The sequence below is a fragment of the Bacillus alkalicellulosilyticus genome (assembly GCF_002019795.1).
Classification (GTDB): Bacteria; Bacillota; Bacilli; order Bacillales; family Bacillaceae_F; genus Bacillus_AO; species Bacillus_AO alkalicellulosilyticum.
The window spans coordinates 252,615-270,354 of record NZ_KV917381.1 but is presented as its reverse complement, the minus strand read 5'-3'; the positions used below and the strand labels follow the sequence as shown (position 1 = coordinate 270,354).

General features: G+C 46.0%; 6 protein-coding genes, 2 tRNA genes, 6 rRNA genes and 3 riboswitches. All 14 genes read right to left on the bottom strand.

The window, feature by feature from the left end; all coding sequences use genetic code 11:
• Positions 1-26 precede the first annotated feature (26 nt).
• A riboswitch (purine riboswitch) is annotated at positions 27-128 on the bottom strand.
• An 89-nt stretch (positions 129-217) separates the two neighbouring features.
• Positions 218-436: an NETI motif-containing protein gene (locus BK585_RS01415; protein WP_245805763.1), complete on the bottom strand. Its 219-nt coding sequence runs from the start codon at positions 434-436 to the stop codon at positions 218-220.
• Between the two features lie 2 nt (positions 437-438).
• Positions 439-975, bottom strand: coding sequence for a DUF2179 domain-containing protein (locus tag BK585_RS01410; protein WP_078551355.1), 537 nt, complete (start codon positions 973-975; stop codon positions 439-441).
• A gap of 169 nt (positions 976-1,144) precedes the next feature.
• The gene (locus BK585_RS01405; protein WP_078551354.1) at positions 1,145-1,708 is read right to left on the bottom strand and encodes an isoprenylcysteine carboxyl methyltransferase family protein; all 564 of its coding nucleotides are present in this window, start codon (positions 1,706-1,708) and stop codon (positions 1,145-1,147) included.
• 11 nt (positions 1,709-1,719) lie between these two features.
• Positions 1,720-2,808: a type III polyketide synthase gene (locus BK585_RS01400; RefSeq protein WP_078551353.1), complete on the bottom strand. Its 1,089-nt coding sequence runs from the start codon at positions 2,806-2,808 to the stop codon at positions 1,720-1,722.
• A gap of 314 nt (positions 2,809-3,122) precedes the next feature.
• Positions 3,123-3,238: ribosomal RNA gene (rrf, locus tag BK585_RS01395) — 5S ribosomal RNA — on the bottom strand.
• 78 nt (positions 3,239-3,316) lie between these two features.
• Positions 3,317-6,250 (bottom strand): 23S ribosomal RNA (locus BK585_RS01390).
• Positions 6,251-6,609: 359 nt separating this feature from the next.
• Positions 6,610-8,162, bottom strand: a 16S ribosomal RNA gene (locus BK585_RS01385).
• Positions 8,163-8,491: 329 nt separating this feature from the next.
• A 5S ribosomal RNA gene (gene rrf, locus BK585_RS01380) occupies positions 8,492-8,607 on the bottom strand.
• A 78-nt stretch (positions 8,608-8,685) separates the two neighbouring features.
• Positions 8,686-11,619 (bottom strand): 23S ribosomal RNA (locus BK585_RS01375).
• A gap of 336 nt (positions 11,620-11,955) precedes the next feature.
• Positions 11,956-12,031: transfer RNA gene (locus tag BK585_RS01370), tRNA-Ala, on the bottom strand.
• A 198-nt stretch (positions 12,032-12,229) separates the two neighbouring features.
• Positions 12,230-12,306: transfer RNA gene (locus tag BK585_RS01365), tRNA-Ile, on the bottom strand.
• A 108-nt stretch (positions 12,307-12,414) separates the two neighbouring features.
• Positions 12,415-13,967: ribosomal RNA gene (locus BK585_RS01360) — 16S ribosomal RNA — on the bottom strand.
• The 16S, 23S and 5S rRNA genes sit together here with 2 tRNA genes alongside, the layout of an rRNA operon.
• A gap of 369 nt (positions 13,968-14,336) precedes the next feature.
• Complete coding sequence (locus BK585_RS01355; RefSeq protein ID WP_078551352.1) at positions 14,337-15,638, bottom strand: NCS2 family permease; 1,302 nt, start codon at positions 15,636-15,638, stop codon at positions 14,337-14,339.
• Between the two features lie 151 nt (positions 15,639-15,789).
• A riboswitch (purine riboswitch) is annotated at positions 15,790-15,891 on the bottom strand.
• Positions 15,892-15,974: 83 nt separating this feature from the next.
• Positions 15,975-17,495, bottom strand: a complete 1,521-nt coding sequence (guaA, locus tag BK585_RS01350) for a glutamine-hydrolyzing GMP synthase (protein ID WP_170885692.1) — start codon at positions 17,493-17,495, stop codon at positions 15,975-15,977.
• 102 nt (positions 17,496-17,597) lie between these two features.
• Positions 17,598-17,700, bottom strand: a riboswitch (purine riboswitch).
• Positions 17,701-17,740: the final 40 nt, after the last annotated feature.

Sequence of the window (17,740 nt, the reverse complement as noted above, 5' to 3'; positions counted from 1 at the left end):
ACCAAAACTCCGATGTGTGTATCTATGGAGTCTGCGCCTTCCCTCATAGTCTCACGATTTACGGTCGGTCGGTAGAAACTTGCAGGCCATATCCCTGCTATTATATGAGGTAACGTTCTTTTGTTTTGATAAATTAATCTTATAGTTTGTCAGAAGATTTGTCAAACAAAAATCGAACGTTAAGTTGCTGATAAATGCAATTGTTCGTATTTTACTATTATAAGGAAGCGTTTTCGTTTAAAACGGCTTCAAAGATTGTTTTTTGGCGAACTGGTTTGTATTCCACCTGTCCCCCCTGCTTTACCTCTTCAAACAAAGGCTCCTCCATTCGTCTAACTGGTGTATAGCCTTCACTTGCTATCCGATCTAAGCATTCACTAATCGTCTCTCCATCATTTACTTCAAAACGCATTTTCTTTTTTTTATTCGTAGCCATACTTACCTCCGAATCTTTTTGACCCAGAACCCACCGAAAAATGCTTTTGGTTCATGGGAAATAATAAATGCTTTGGGATCGAGTTCTTTTACCGTTTTATATAGTAATGTTTCTGATTTTCTTGATGTTAAGATTTCCATCATTAGTCGTTCACCTTCTCTCCCATAAGCAATCCAGTTTGTTACCCCGTACCCTTTGTCGCGAAGTGCATTCGGAATATCTGGTTCGTATTCCTTCGTGATTACATTCACTGTGATATATCCTAATGCTAGCTTCTCCTCTACTTTCATTCCTACCAACACACCAATTCCATAGCCGATTGCATAGGCAATTAGATTCTCAATTCGGTTTAAATTTTCAAGGACAAGACCTAATCCAATAATATAAACAATCACTTCGATTACACTTACGCCTGCAGCAAACATTCGTTGACCTTTTAATGTGAAAATCATCCGAACTGTAAATAACGTGACATAAACAATGTTAATGACAAGAATAATAACAATCATCATAAGTGCATTTTCTAGAAGCCAATCCATTACATAATCAACCCCTCTCTTTTATAGTTACCTAAATGTTTCATAAAAAACTACCCGCGTAAGAATAACAAAAAAAATAGCCTCTGAAAAGGGATTATTCCTTTTTTTCTGGCTATTTTTCATGCTGTTCTATATCGTTACCCTTTAATAGAACTAATTAAAAGTTAAATTAGCGCCGTAGTCCTCTTAGGAAGGGGATAAAACGAAAACGATTTTCAAACACTTTCTCATAATCTGTTAGGCTTCGCAGTCCATTTTCTTCTTCACGTATACGAATCGATAGAATGATTGCATTTAAAATCGTAAATACAATAGCCGTCACATACGCTTGAAACATAATAGGTAATACGATGATTTCAGTAGCTACAATGACGTAATTAGGATGCCTCATAAAGCGATAAGGCCCCTTTGCTACGACCTTAGCACCAGGAAGGATGATAATTCTCGTATTCCAATACTTTCCTAACGAAGACAAGCTCCATACTCTGCCTATTTGTGCTATCACAAAAAGTATAAAAGGAATCCACCACCAAGATGTCATTTCACTAGTCGTACGTAGACCTTCTATTAGTAAGCTTATAAAAAAGCTGATATGCAGAAATACGATATATTTATAATGAGAGGCCCCAATTTCAATTCCTCCCTGAGCTTTCATCCATTTTGCATTTCGGTTGGCTATAAGCAATTCAACTAATCGTTGTATAACAACAATTATAATAATGAATAGAAACATCCTGATTCCTCCTATTGCCACTCTAGTAAGACTAATTCTGAACAAAATCCAGGACCTAGTGCAGCCATTAAGCCAACATTACCCTGTTTATTTTCTTGCTTCATATATTCTTGTAATACATATAAAACAGTTGGAGAAGACATATTGCCATGCTCTTGTAACACTTTCTTTGAGATAGCTGTTTTATCGGGTGTATACCCTAAAGATGCTTCATACGCCTCTAGCACCTTTTTCCCTCCAGGGTGAGCGATGAAATGAGTTATGTCATGTACTCCGTAAGATTCCTCTTCCAAAAACTTTTCTACAACCGGCTTTAACCAATTTTCTATAATTGATGGAATGCTTCTTGAAAAAACAACATGCAATCCTTCGTCTCTTATATTCCAGCCCATGACATTTTCAGAGTCTGACATTAATTCAGAATGAGATGCTTTTATGTGGGGAATGGTCGGTTTAAGAGATATATCAGTTTTTTGATACGTATCACCTACCACAAGAGCGCAGGCTACGCCATCTGCAAACAAAGAGGTACCTATTAAGTTACTCTTTGACCGGTCATCACGTTGAAACGTTAAACTACATAGTTCCACACAAACCACTAGCACCTTAGCATCTGGATAGGCCAAACAAAATTCATGTGCACGGCTAATGCCTGCCCCACCACCTGCACATCCTAACCCCCAAAGCGGAATTCTTTTTGTATTCCGTGAAAAAGGAAGATGATTCATAATCCGTGCATCAATGCTTGGCGTCGACATTCCTGTGCTAGAGACAAATACAATTGCATCAATTTCCTCTATTGGTATAGGCATTGCTAAAAAATCTTTGTTTGATAAACATTTCTCTATCGCCTTTACTCCATATTCCGTTGCTAGCTCAATATATATATCATTCTTCTCTTGTAACGAATGACTTTCTCGAAACCATGAAAGTGGTACCGAAAAATGGCGTTCCTTTATCTCCCCATTTTTAAAGACCGTTAACAACCGATCAATGTCCTCATAGTTTTCTTCAAATAACTCTCTTGCAAATTCTGTTGTCAGCTCTTGCTTGAGCGTATGTGGTGGATTGTAGGTGCTTACTGATACAATTGCTGGCATTAGCTTTCCTCCGATATGCATGGTAAGGATTAGTATTGCCAAAGTTTTCTATTTCATGCGTTTCTTTTGAATTAGCTGACTATGAGATTGAGGAGTAGTATTTTTCCTTACTGAGTAATGGGTTTGCGTTACCGCTCGGGCTACTTTTTCCTTGGCTTCGGGCACGGTTCTTTGGTTTCCGTTACCACTTTGGTTACTTTCCTCTTTGTTATGGTAACGGTTTTTCTTTTCTCATTATTTTGTTAAGTATCTGTATTAGTCTAATCTCCGGTGAACATAAAAAAAGCACACCTCGATTGAAGTGTACTTTATCTGCCTAGCAACGTCCTACTCTCACAGGGGGAAGCCCCCAACTACCATCGGCGCTGAAGAGCTTAACTTCCGTGTTCGGCATGGGAACGGGTGTGACCTCTTCGCTATCGCCACTAGACTTATTTAGTTGAAACATCACTTACGTGATCTCTCAAAACTAGATAGTATGCATTGTAGTCAATCTTCGTCTTATTTATAGGATAAGTCCTCGACCGATTAGTATCTCTCAGCTCCACGTGTCACCACGCTTCCACCCGAGACCTATCAACCTCATCATCTCTAAGGGGTCTTACTGGATTAACTCCATGGGAAATCTCATCTTGAGGGGGGCTTCACGCTTAGATGCTTTCAGCGCTTATCCCGTCCACACGTAGCTACCCAGCTATGCTCCTGGCGGAACAACTGGTACACCAGCGGTGTGTCCATCCCGGTCCTCTCGTACTAAGGACAGCTCCTCTCAAATTTCCTGCGCCCGCGACGGATAGGGACCGAACTGTCTCACGACGTTCTGAACCCAGCTCGCGTACCGCTTTAATGGGCGAACAGCCCAACCCTTGGGACCTACTTCAGCCCCAGGATGCGATGAGCCGACATCGAGGTGCCAAACCTCCCCGTCGATGTGGACTCTTGGGGGAGATAAGCCTGTTATCCCCAGGGTAGCTTTTATCCGTTGAGCGATGGCCCTTCCATGCGGAACCACCGGATCACTAAGCCCGACTTTCGTCCCTGCTCGACTTGTAGGTCTCGCAGTCAAGCTCCCTTATGCCTTTGCACTCTTCGAATGATTTCCAACCATTCTGAGGGAACCTTTGGGCGCCTCCGTTACTGTTTAGGAGGCGACCGCCCCAGTCAAACTGCCCACCTGACACTGTCCCTGAACCGGATCACGGCTCGAGGTTAGAATTTCAGTACAGTCAGGGTAGTATCCCACCGACGCCTCCACCGAAGCTAGCGCTCCGGCTTCCAAGGCTCCTACCTATCCTGTACAAACTGTACCAAAATCCAATATCAAGCTACAGTAAAGCTCCATGGGGTCTTTCCGTCCTGTCGCGGGTAACCTGCATCTTCACAGGTAATATAATTTCACCGGGTCTCTCGTTGAGACAGTATCCAAATCGTTACACCATTCGTGCGGGTCGGAACTTACCCGACAAGGAATTTCGCTACCTTAGGACCGTTATAGTTACGGCCGCCGTTTACTGGGGCTTCAATTCAGAGCTTCGCCTTGCGGCTAACCCCTCCTCTTAACCTTCCAGCACCGGGCAGGTGTCAGCCCCTATACTTCGCCTTACGGCTTCGCAGAGACCTGTGTTTTTGCTAAACAGTCGCTTGGATCTTTTCACTGCGGCTCTCTCGGGCTTGCACCCTATCAGAGCACCCCTTCTCCCGAAGTTACGGGGTCATTTTGCCGAGTTCCTTAACGAGAGTTCTCCCGAGCGTCTTAGAATTCTCTTCTCGCCTACCTGTGTCGGTTTACGGTACGGGCACCTCTCACCTCGCTAGAGGCTTTTCTTGGCAGTGTAGGATCAGGAACTTCGGTACTTAATTTCCCTCGCTATCACAGCTCAGCCTTCATGGTGAACGGATTTGCCTATTCACCAGCCTAACTGCTTAGACGCACATATCCATCAGTGCGCTTACCCTACCTTACTGCGTCCCCCCATTACTCAAACGGTGAGGAGGTGGTACAGGAATTTCAACCTGTTGTCCATCGCCTACGCCTTTCGGCCTCGGCTTAGGTCCCGACTTACCCTGAGCGGACGAGCCTTCCTCAGGAAACCTTGGGCTTTCGACGGAGGGGATTCTCACCCCTCTTTTCGCTACTCATACCGGCATTCTCACTTCTACGCGCTCCACCAGTCCTCTCGGTCTGACTTCGCTGCACGCAGAACGCTCCCCTACCACTGTCCGTTAGGACAATCCATAGCTTCGGTGATACGTTTAGCCCCGGTACATTTTCGGCGCAGAGTCACTCGACCAGTGAGCTATTACGCACTCTTTAAATGGTGGCTGCTTCTAAGCCAACATCCTGGTTGTCTGTGCAACTCCACATCCTTTTCCACTTAACGTATACTTTGGGACCTTAGCTGATGGTCTGGGCTGTTTCCCTCTTGACTACGGATCTTAGCACTCGCAGTCTGACTCCCGAGGATAAGTATTTGGCATTCGGAGTTTGACTGAATTCGGTAATCCTGTGGGGACCCCTAGTCCAATCAGTGCTCTACCTCCAATACTCTTCCCTCGAGGCTAGCCCTAAAGCTATTTCGGGGAGAACCAGCTATCTCCGAGTTCGATTGGCATTTCACCCCTACCCACACCTCATCCCCGCGTTTTTCAACACGCGTGGGTTCGGGCCTCCATTCAGTGTTACCTGAACTTCACCCTGGACATGGGTAGATCACACGGTTTCGGGTCTACGACCACGTACTAACTCGCCCTATTCAGACTCGCTTTCGCTACGGCTCCGCCTCATCAGCTTAACCTTGCACGTAATCGTAACTCGCCGGTTCATTCTACAAAAGGCACGCTGTCACCCATTAACGGGCTCCAACTACTTGTAGGCACACGGTTTCAGGATCTATTTCACTCCCCTCCCGGGGTGCTTTTCACCTTTCCCTCACGGTACTGGTTCACTATCGGTCACTAGGGAGTATTTAGCCTTGGGAGATGGTCCTCCCGGATTCCGACGGGGTTTCACGTGTCCCGCCGTACTCAGGATCCACTCTGGAGAGAACGAAGTTTTGACTACAGGGCTGTTACCTTCTTTGGCCAGTCTTTCCAGACCGCTTCATCTACCCCGTTCTTTTCTGACTCCGTATAGAGTGTCCTACAACCCCAAGAAGCAAGCTTCTTGGTTTGGGCTGTTTCCGTTTCGCTCGCCGCTACTCAGGAAATCGCATTTGCTTTCTCTTCCTCTGGGTACTTAGATGTTTCAGTTCCCCAGGTCTGCCTTCACATATCCTATGTATTCAGATATGGATACCATCCCATTACGGATGGTGGGTTCCCCCATTCGGAAATCCCCGGATCAAAGCTTACTTACAGCTCCCCGAGGCATATCGGTGTTCGTCCCGTCCTTCGTCGGCTCCTAGTGCCAAGGCATTCACCGTGCGCCCTTTCTAACTTAACCTTGATGATAAATCATCTAGTTATTAATCAATCCATAGATTGACTTAAGACGTTTGAAGAATTCTTGACTTCTCAGATTCACTCACTCGATATCAAATAATAACGAGCCGGTAAAATCTTAATGCATTACTATCTAGTTTTCAAAGATCAAAGCAGCTGATTTGCTTACCTTCTTGATAAGCTACTTGAAACTACTACGTGCAGCTTTGCGACGAGAAAGCGACGCAAGGAGCGCGCAGGAGCACAAGGCATCACTGCATATTCTTACTTGAGAGATAACTCCCTCAAAACTGAACGAACAAAGCGCAAGCTATAGTTCAAACACAAGGTTTGAACTTCGACTAGAGTATTACTCCATAGAAAGGAGGTGATCCAGCCGCACCTTCCGATACGGCTACCTTGTTACGACTTCACCCCAATCATCTGTCCCACCTTAGGCGGCTGGCTCCTAAAAGGTTACCTCACCGACTTCGGGTGTTACAAACTCTCGTGGTGTGACGGGCGGTGTGTACAAGGCCCGGGAACGTATTCACCGCGGCATGCTGATCCGCGATTACTAGCAATTCCGGCTTCATGTAGGCGAGTTGCAGCCTACAATCCGAACTGAGAATGGTTTTATGGGATTCGCTCAACCTCGCGGTTTTGCAGCCCTTTGTACCATCCATTGTAGCACGTGTGTAGCCCAGGTCATAAGGGGCATGATGATTTGACGTCATCCCCACCTTCCTCCGGTTTGTCACCGGCAGTCACCTTAGAGTGCCCAACTGAATGCTGGCAACTAAGATCAAGGGTTGCGCTCGTTGCGGGACTTAACCCAACATCTCACGACACGAGCTGACGACAACCATGCACCACCTGTCACTTTGTCCCCCGAAGGGGAAAGCCCTATCTCTAGGGTGGTCAAAGGATGTCAAGACCTGGTAAGGTTCTTCGCGTTGCTTCGAATTAAACCACATGCTCCACTGCTTGTGCGGGCCCCCGTCAATTCCTTTGAGTTTCAGCCTTGCGGCCGTACTCCCCAGGCGGAGTGCTTACTGTGTTAACTTCGGCACTAAGGGCATCGAAACCCCTAACACCTAGCACTCATCGTTTACGGCGTGGACTACCAGGGTATCTAATCCTGTTTGCTCCCCACGCTTTCGCGCCTCAGCGTCAGTTACAGACCAGAGAGTCGCCTTCGCCACTGGTGTTCCTCCACATATCTACGCATTTCACCGCTACACGTGGAATTCCACTCTCCTCTTCTGCACTCAAGTCTCCCAGTTTCCAATGACCCTCCACGGTTGAGCCGTGGGCTTTCACATCAGACTTAAAAGACCGCCTGCGCGCGCTTTACGCCCAATAATTCCGGACAACGCTTGCCACCTACGTATTACCGCGGCTGCTGGCACGTAGTTAGCCGTGGCTTTCTGGTTAGGTACCGTCAAGGTGCCGACCTATTCGAACGGCACTTGTTCTTCCCTAACAACAGAACTTTACGACCCGAAGGCCTTCATCGTTCACGCGGCGTTGCTCCGTCAGACTTTCGTCCATTGCGGAAGATTCCCTACTGCTGCCTCCCGTAGGAGTCTGGGCCGTGTCTCAGTCCCAGTGTGGCCGATCACCCTCTCAGGTCGGCTACGCATCGTCGCCTTGGTAGGCCGTTACCCTACCAACTAGCTAATGCGCCGCGGGCCCATCCTGTAGTGATAGCCGGAGCCATCTTTTAATTTGAGGTCATGTGACCTCAAAGTTATCCGGTATTAGCACCGATTTCTCGGTGTTATCCCAGTCTACAGGGCAGGTTGCCCACGTGTTACTCACCCGTCCGCCGCTAACTGTTTAAAAGCAAGCTTTTAAACAGTCCGCTCGACTTGCATGTATTAGGCACGCCGCCAGCGTTCGTCCTGAGCCAGGATCAAACTCTCCATAAAAGTGAGTTGATTAAGCTCATAAGTTTTTTTAAAAAAATTGACGAGATATCATGTATCTCTTTCGCTTGGCTTTGTTCTGTTCAGTTTTCAAAGAGCTATATTGTCTTGTCTAAGTGACAAGAATTTAATGATAACATTTTATAACAGAGATTGCAACAGATATTTTTTGGTAAAGTGCTTTTTACTAGTATTTCACTAATAAGAATACTAATTCTAGCAGCAAAAATCACAATTCGCAACCAACAATTATTGGTAATCATTTGATTTACAATTCCATACGATTCGCTTAATAGAGCAATCATATCACTCTCTCGTAAGGGAATGTGTAAGCCTAGCAACGTCCTACTCTCACAGGGGGAAGCCCCCAACTACCATCGGCGCTGAAGAGCTTAACTTCCGTGTTCGGCATGGGAACGGGTGTGACCTCTTCGCTATCGCCACTAGACTTATTTAATTGAAATATCACTTACGTGATCTCTCAAAACTAGATAGTATGCATTGTAGTCAATCTTCGTCTTATTTATAGGATAAGTCCTCGACCGATTAGTATCTCTCAGCTCCACGTGTCACCACGCTTCCACCCGAGACCTATCAACCTCATCATCTCTAAGGGGTCTTACTGGATTAACTCCATGGGAAATCTCATCTTGAGGGGGGCTTCACGCTTAGATGCTTTCAGCGCTTATCCCGTCCACACGTAGCTACCCAGCTATGCTCCTGGCGGAACAACTGGTACACCAGCGGTGTGTCCATCCCGGTCCTCTCGTACTAAGGACAGCTCCTCTCAAATTTCCTGCGCCCGCGACGGATAGGGACCGAACTGTCTCACGACGTTCTGAACCCAGCTCGCGTACCGCTTTAATGGGCGAACAGCCCAACCCTTGGGACCTACTTCAGCCCCAGGATGCGATGAGCCGACATCGAGGTGCCAAACCTCCCCGTCGATGTGGACTCTTGGGGGAGATAAGCCTGTTATCCCCAGGGTAGCTTTTATCCGTTGAGCGATGGCCCTTCCATGCGGAACCACCGGATCACTAAGCCCGACTTTCGTCCCTGCTCGACTTGTAGGTCTCGCAGTCAAGCTCCCTTATGCCTTTGCACTCTTCGAATGATTTCCAACCATTCTGAGGGAACCTTTGGGCGCCTCCGTTACTGTTTAGGAGGCGACCGCCCCAGTCAAACTGCCCACCTGACACTGTCCCTGAACCGGATCACGGCTCGAGGTTAGAATTTCAGTACAGTCAGGGTAGTATCCCACCGACGCCTCCACCGAAGCTAGCGCTCCGGCTTCCAAGGCTCCTACCTATCCTGTACAAACTGTACCAAAATCCAATATCAAGCTACAGTAAAGCTCCATGGGGTCTTTCCGTCCTGTCGCGGGTAACCTGCATCTTCACAGGTAATATAATTTCACCGGGTCTCTCGTTGAGACAGTATCCAAATCGTTACACCATTCGTGCGGGTCGGAACTTACCCGACAAGGAATTTCGCTACCTTAGGACCGTTATAGTTACGGCCGCCGTTTACTGGGGCTTCAATTCAGAGCTTCGCCTTGCGGCTAACCCCTCCTCTTAACCTTCCAGCACCGGGCAGGTGTCAGCCCCTATACTTCGCCTTACGGCTTCGCAGAGACCTGTGTTTTTGCTAAACAGTCGCTTGGATCTTTTCACTGCGGCTCTCTCGGGCTTGCACCCTATCAGAGCACCCCTTCTCCCGAAGTTACGGGGTCATTTTGCCGAGTTCCTTAACGAGAGTTCTCCCGAGCGTCTTAGAATTCTCTTCTCGCCTACCTGTGTCGGTTTACGGTACGGGCACCTCTCACCTCGCTAGAGGCTTTTCTTGGCAGTGTAGGATCAGGAACTTCGGTACTTAATTTCCCTCGCTATCACAGCTCAGCCTTCATGGTGAACGGATTTGCCTATTCACCAGCCTAACTGCTTAGACGCACATATCCATCAGTGCGCTTACCCTACCTTACTGCGTCCCCCCATTACTCAAACGGTGAGGAGGTGGTACAGGAATTTCAACCTGTTGTCCATCGCCTACGCCTTTCGGCCTCGGCTTAGGTCCCGACTTACCCTGAGCGGACGAGCCTTCCTCAGGAAACCTTGGGCTTTCGACGGAGGGGATTCTCACCCCTCTTTTCGCTACTCATACCGGCATTCTCACTTCTACGCGCTCCACCAGTCCTCTCGGTCTGACTTCGCTGCACGCAGAACGCTCCCCTACCACTGTCCGTTAGGACAATCCATAGCTTCGGTGATACGTTTAGCCCCGGTACATTTTCGGCGCAGAGTCACTCGACCAGTGAGCTATTACGCACTCTTTAAATGGTGGCTGCTTCTAAGCCAACATCCTGGTTGTCTGTGCAACTCCACATCCTTTTCCACTTAACGTATACTTTGGGACCTTAGCTGATGGTCTGGGCTGTTTCCCTCTTGACTACGGATCTTAGCACTCGCAGTCTGACTCCCGAGGATAAGTATTTGGCATTCGGAGTTTGACTGAATTCGGTAATCCTGTGGGGACCCCTAGTCCAATCAGTGCTCTACCTCCAATACTCTTCCCTCGAGGCTAGCCCTAAAGCTATTTCGGGGAGAACCAGCTATCTCCGAGTTCGATTGGCATTTCACCCCTACCCACACCTCATCCCCGCGTTTTTCAACACGCGTGGGTTCGGGCCTCCATTCAGTGTTACCTGAACTTCACCCTGGACATGGGTAGATCACACGGTTTCGGGTCTACGACCACGTACTAACTCGCCCTATTCAGACTCGCTTTCGCTACGGCTCCGCCTCATCAGCTTAACCTTGCACGTAATCGTAACTCGCCGGTTCATTCTACAAAAGGCACGCTGTCACCCATTAACGGGCTCCAACTACTTGTAGGCACACGGTTTCAGGATCTATTTCACTCCCCTCCCGGGGTGCTTTTCACCTTTCCCTCACGGTACTGGTTCACTATCGGTCACTAGGGAGTATTTAGCCTTGGGAGATGGTCCTCCCGGATTCCGACGGGGTTTCACGTGTCCCGCCGTACTCAGGATCCACTCTGGAGAGAACGAAGTTTTGACTACAGGGCTGTTACCTTCTTTGGCCAGTCTTTCCAGACCGCTTCATCTACCCCGTTCTTTTCTGACTCCGTATAGAGTGTCCTACAACCCCAAGAAGCAAGCTTCTTGGTTTGGGCTGTTTCCGTTTCGCTCGCCGCTACTCAGGAAATCGCATTTGCTTTCTCTTCCTCTGGGTACTTAGATGTTTCAGTTCCCCAGGTCTGCCTTCTCATATCCTATGTATTCAGATATGGATACCATCCCATTACGGATGGTGGGTTCCCCCATTCGGAAATCCCCGGATCAAAGCTTACTTACAGCTCCCCGAGGCATATCGGTGTTCGTCCCGTCCTTCGTCGGCTCCTAGTGCCAAGGCATTCACCGTGCGCCCTTTCTAACTTAACCTCAGCTGGTTTATAAACGGCGGATTTCTTCGTCAGTTCGCTTCTGCGGTGCTCGAGTACCCGTTAAACGTACACTCCGCTCCTCAAAGCTTCACTTCCTCGAACTCCTTGTTTCTAATCCATCTGTAATTAATTGTCAATCAATAGATTGACTTAAGACGTTGAAGAATTCTTGACTATCTCAGTTCTCTCTTCTCAACATCAATAGATGTTGATCCGGTAAAACTTCAATGCATTACTATCTAGTTTTCAAAGATCACCTCGTTGCCTCAAAAAAGAGCAACCACTATACTTTAATAGAATTTTGATTGTTTTTCAACAACCAATGTTTGGTAATTGGTGGAGCCTAGCGGGATCGAACCGCTGACCTCCTGCGTGCAAGGCAGGCGCTCTCCCAGCTGAGCTAAGGCCCCGGAGTAGTATAGATGTTAATTCTAAAGTAGGTCCTGTTTCTTCCTCTACAAGCTTAGTCTTGATGACTATGCGTCGAAACAACTCGCAGTCCTTTCAAGACGTTACTGCTCGTAGCTGAGCTAAGGCCCCGAAGCAGTATTGATGCTAAAGACAATTAAATCCCGAACCTTGTTATAACAATTCGGTAGAAGTTTGTATGGTGGGCCTAAATGGACTCGAACCATCGACCTCACGCTTATCAGGCGTGCGCTCTAACCAGCTGAGCTATAGGCCCACAACCTTATTTAATTAGAAGGATAACTCCCTCAAAACTGAACGAACAAAGCGCAAGCTGTAATTCATTACTAACGTAATGAACTTCGACTAGAGTATTACTCCATAGAAAGGAGGTGATCCAGCCGCACCTTCCGATACGGCTACCTTGTTACGACTTCACCCCAATCATCTGTCCCACCTTAGGCGGCTGGCTCCTAAAAGGTTACCTCACCGACTTCGGGTGTTACAAACTCTCGTGGTGTGACGGGCGGTGTGTACAAGGCCCGGGAACGTATTCACCGCGGCATGCTGATCCGCGATTACTAGCAATTCCGGCTTCATGTAGGCGAGTTGCAGCCTACAATCCGAACTGAGAATGGTTTTATGGGATTCGCTCAACCTCGCGGTTTTGCAGCCCTTTGTACCATCCATTGTAGCACGTGTGTAGCCCAGGTCATAAGGGGCATGATGATTTGACGTCATCCCCACCTTCCTCCGGTTTGTCACCGGCAGTCACCTTAGAGTGCCCAACTGAATGCTGGCAACTAAGATCAAGGGTTGCGCTCGTTGCGGGACTTAACCCAACATCTCACGACACGAGCTGACGACAACCATGCACCACCTGTCACTTTGTCCCCCGAAGGGGAAAGCCCTATCTCTAGGGTGGTCAAAGGATGTCAAGACCTGGTAAGGTTCTTCGCGTTGCTTCGAATTAAACCACATGCTCCACTGCTTGTGCGGGCCCCCGTCAATTCCTTTGAGTTTCAGCCTTGCGGCCGTACTCCCCAGGCGGAGTGCTTACTGTGTTAACTTCGGCACTAAGGGCATCGAAACCCCTAACACCTAGCACTCATCGTTTACGGCGTGGACTACCAGGGTATCTAATCCTGTTTGCTCCCCACGCTTTCGCGCCTCAGCGTCAGTTACAGACCAGAGAGTCGCCTTCGCCACTGGTGTTCCTCCACATATCTACGCATTTCACCGCTACACGTGGAATTCCACTCTCCTCTTCTGCACTCAAGTCTCCCAGTTTCCAATGACCCTCCACGGTTGAGCCGTGGGCTTTCACATCAGACTTAAAAGACCGCCTGCGCGCGCTTTACGCCCAATAATTCCGGACAACGCTTGCCACCTACGTATTACCGCGGCTGCTGGCACGTAGTTAGCCGTGGCTTTCTGGTTAGGTACCGTCAAGGTGCCGACCTATTCGAACGGCACTTGTTCTTCCCTAACAACAGAACTTTACGACCCGAAGGCCTTCATCGTTCACGCGGCGTTGCTCCGTCAGACTTTCGTCCATTGCGGAAGATTCCCTACTGCTGCCTCCCGTAGGAGTCTGGGCCGTGTCTCAGTCCCAGTGTGGCCGATCACCCTCTCAGGTCGGCTACGCATCGTCGCCTTGGTAGGCCGTTACCCTACCAACTAGCTAATGCGCCGCGGGCCCATCCTGTAGTGATAGCCGGAGCCATCTTTTAATTTGAGGTCATGTGACCTCAAAGTTATCCGGTATTAGCACCGATTTCTCGGTGTTATCCCAGTCTACAGGGCAGGTTGCCCACGTGTTACTCACCCGTCCGCCGCTAACTGTTTAAAAGCAAGCTTTTAAACAGTCCGCTCGACTTGCATGTATTAGGCACGCCGCCAGCGTTCGTCCTGAGCCAGGATCAAACTCTCCATAAAAGTGAGTTGATTAAGCTCTTAAAAGTGTTGCTTTCGCAACTTTTTGTCATTTTACAATGACGGGTTTGTCGTTTTGCAACGACAATGAGATATCATGTATCTCTTCGCTTGGCTTTGTTCTGTTCAGTTTTCAAAGAGCTATTCGTTAGCTTTATACGATACCCTCGCAAAAGCGACTTCTCTATATTAGCAAGCTTTCGATTTAGTGTCAACACCTTTTTTCATTCACTATAAAAATGAACTGTTTGCTTGGGTGACAGGTAATAACTATAACAATTCTAGAATCATGATGCAATACTTTTATGTGTGGTATTTTTATCCAATAAAAAACAGCCCCTACATGAAACATGTAAGGACTGTGGATATTTACTATTCTCCTAAGAAAACAAAGTAAGCAAGAAAGACGAAGAAGAGAACATACATTAAAGGATGAACTTCTTTTCCTTTACCTTTTACTAACATCGTTACAGGATACATAATGAATCCTAGTGCGATACCAGTTGCGATACTATATGTTAATGGCATTGCAATGACTGTTAAAAATGCCGGAACTGCAATCTCGAACTTTTTCCAATCGATAAGCCCCAATGAAGAAGCCATCAAAATTCCCACAATAATTAACGCAGGTGCCGTTACTTGAGCGGTTATGACACCAAGCAATGGAGAAAAGAACAATGCGATTACGAACAATGCCGCAGTTATAACAGAAGTAAATCCTGTTCGCCCTCCAGCTGCAACACCTGAAGATGATTCAATATAAGCTGTAGTAGTCGATGTCCCTAAAAGAGCACCGATTGATGTAGCACTTGAATCTGCAAGTAACGCTTTGTTCGCTCTTGGAAGTTTATTATCTTTTACAAATCCCGCTTGGTTTGCTACTGCATATAACGTTCCAGCAGTATCAAAAAAGTCTACAAATAAGAATGTAAGAATGACGACCAATAATTGAACTGTAAAAATTTCTGCCCATGTAATATCGAATGCCGCAAGGAAAGTCGGAGACATATCGGGAACACTACTTACAATTCCTCCATCCCAATTAATAACTCCAGTAAGAACTCCAACAAACGATGTCAAAATCATACCATAGAAAATTCCACCTTTGACTCCACGAACCATAAAGATAACTGTAACGACTAAACCAAAAATCGCTAATAACGTAGGTGGATGTCCAAGATGACCTAATGTAACTGCAGTTGCTTCATAAGGAACAACAATTCCTGCATTTTTCAAACCGATAAAAGCGATAAATAACCCGATACCTGCTGCAGCTGCATATTTTAACTCAGCTGGAATGGCATTGATAATGACCTCACGGATACCTGACACTGTGATAATAATAAAGATAATACCCGACATGAATACCCCAAATAGAGCCACCTGCCAACTAATACCCATTCCTAATACAACAGAATAAGCGAAAAATGCATTTAAACCCATACCTGGCGCTAAAGCAATTGGATAATTTGCAAGAAGTCCCATGATTAAAGTACCAATTGCAGCAGCTAGTGCTGTTGCAACAAACACCGCTTGCATATCCATTCCTGCATCACCCAAAATTAGTGGGTTAACAAAAAGAATATAAGCCATTGACAAAAACGTCGTAAGTCCTGCAATCGTCTCTTGACGATAGCTAGTACCTTGCTCTTTAAATCCGAAATAACGATCCATTTAAAATTACCTCCTCATGATTACTATGTACTAAAAATAGCACCAGATTCCAAAATAGATCAAAAAAACTCCAGGTAAATTCTACCTGAAGCATTGACAACAAAAAATCTGGAAAAGCAGATAACGGACGGCGCGCTTCATCACGTTACTTGCTGACATTCCGATTTCCCGTAGTCAAGCCATTTACGGTAGCTTGGTAGAGACTCAAGGGCCATATCCCCTAGATTATACGAAAATTCGATTCATTACTTTCATTAAAAATATAACAAGCGCGCTTTAAAATGTCAACTACAAATCCGAACGTTTTTCACTGTTTTTTATTTTAATATTCGTAAATTATTCCCACTCAATTGTTGCAGGTGGTTTTGATGTAATATCATAAACAACGCGGTTAACATGCTTAACTTCATTAACAATACGAGTAGAAATGATTTCAAGCACATCGTACGGAATACGTGCCCAATCGGACGTCATCCCATCAATGGAAGTCACCGCACGGATCCCCACTGTATAATCATAAGTTCTAGCATCACCCATAACACCTACACTTCTCATATTCGGAAGAGCGGTAAAGTACTGCCAGATTTCACGGTCTAATCCCGCTTTTTTAATTTCTTCACGAAGAATCGCATCCGATTCACGAACAATCTCTAGCTTTTCATCTGTAATTTCACCAAGCACACGTATACCTAAACCCGGTCCCGGGAACGGTTGGCGCCATACGATTTCATCAGCAATTCCTAACTCTGCCCCTAATTTACGAACTTCATCTTTAAATAATGTGTTCAAAGGTTCAATAAGTTCAAATTTCATATCTTCCGGTAATCCACCTACATTATGGTGTGATTTAATCGTTTGAGCAGTCGCTGTTCCGCTTTCAATGATATCTGTATAAAGAGTTCCTTGTGCAAGGAAATCCATATCCGTTAATTTTGAGGCTTCTTCCTCAAACACATAAATAAACTCATTACCGATAATCTTACGTTTTTGCTCAGGGTCTTCTACGCCTTTTAACTTTCCTAAGAAACGATCTTGAGCATCTATTTTGATGACATTCATATTGAAGCCTTCACTAAATGTTTTCATGACACTTTCAGCCTCGCCTTTTCGAAGAAGACCATGGTCAATAAACATACATGTCAGTTGATCACCGATAGCTTTATGAATTAGTACAGCTACAACAGAAGAATCCACTCCACCACTTAGGGCACATAGAACTTTTTTATCTCCAACTAGTTCTTTAATTTTCGCCATTTCAATTTCAATAAAGTTCTCCATTGACCAATTGCCTTCGCACTCACATACATTAAATACAAAGTTCTCTAGCAGTTCATTTCCAAACTGAGAATGACGCACTTCTGGATGAAATTGAACACCGTAAAAGCCTTTTTCTTCATTACTCATACCCGCAACAGGGCAAGAAGGATTAAACGCATCTACAACGAACCCTTCAGGAGGAGCTACAATTAAATCTCCATGACTCATCCAAACCGGTTGCTCAATCGGAAGCCCTTTATATAACTTTGATTGGTTTTCAATTTTAATATTTGCTTTCCCATACTCACGATGTTCAGCCGCTTCTACTTTCCCTCCAAAATGCTGTGTCATAAGTTGCATGCCATAGCAAATCCCTAAGATCGGAATGTTAAGGTCATAAATAGCTTCATCACATTTAGGAGCACCTTCAACATAAGCACTGTTAGGTCCACCAGAGAAAATAATTCCTTTTGGATTCATTTTTTTAATTTCTTCTGCAGTGATTGTATTAGGATGTAGTTCGCTATATACCCCTAAATCTCTAATCCTTCTTGCGATTAGCTGATTATATTGCCCTCCAAAATCCAGTACAACGACCATTTCATTGATGTTTTCCACGTTTCATCCACCCTCTATTTTTATCTTCTTATGTAAAGAAAAAGCCAGATTCCCTTTCGCTAAAAGACAAAGGCAGAATCTAGCTCTTTCACATTCCGCCTTCATAGCAGAAACCATTTACGGTGGTTTCGTAGAAACTCTCAGGCCCTATTCCTGAGAATATATGAAGGAATCTCATTGACTTATCTCGACATAAAACACGGATACATTGTATCCTACGTACCTAC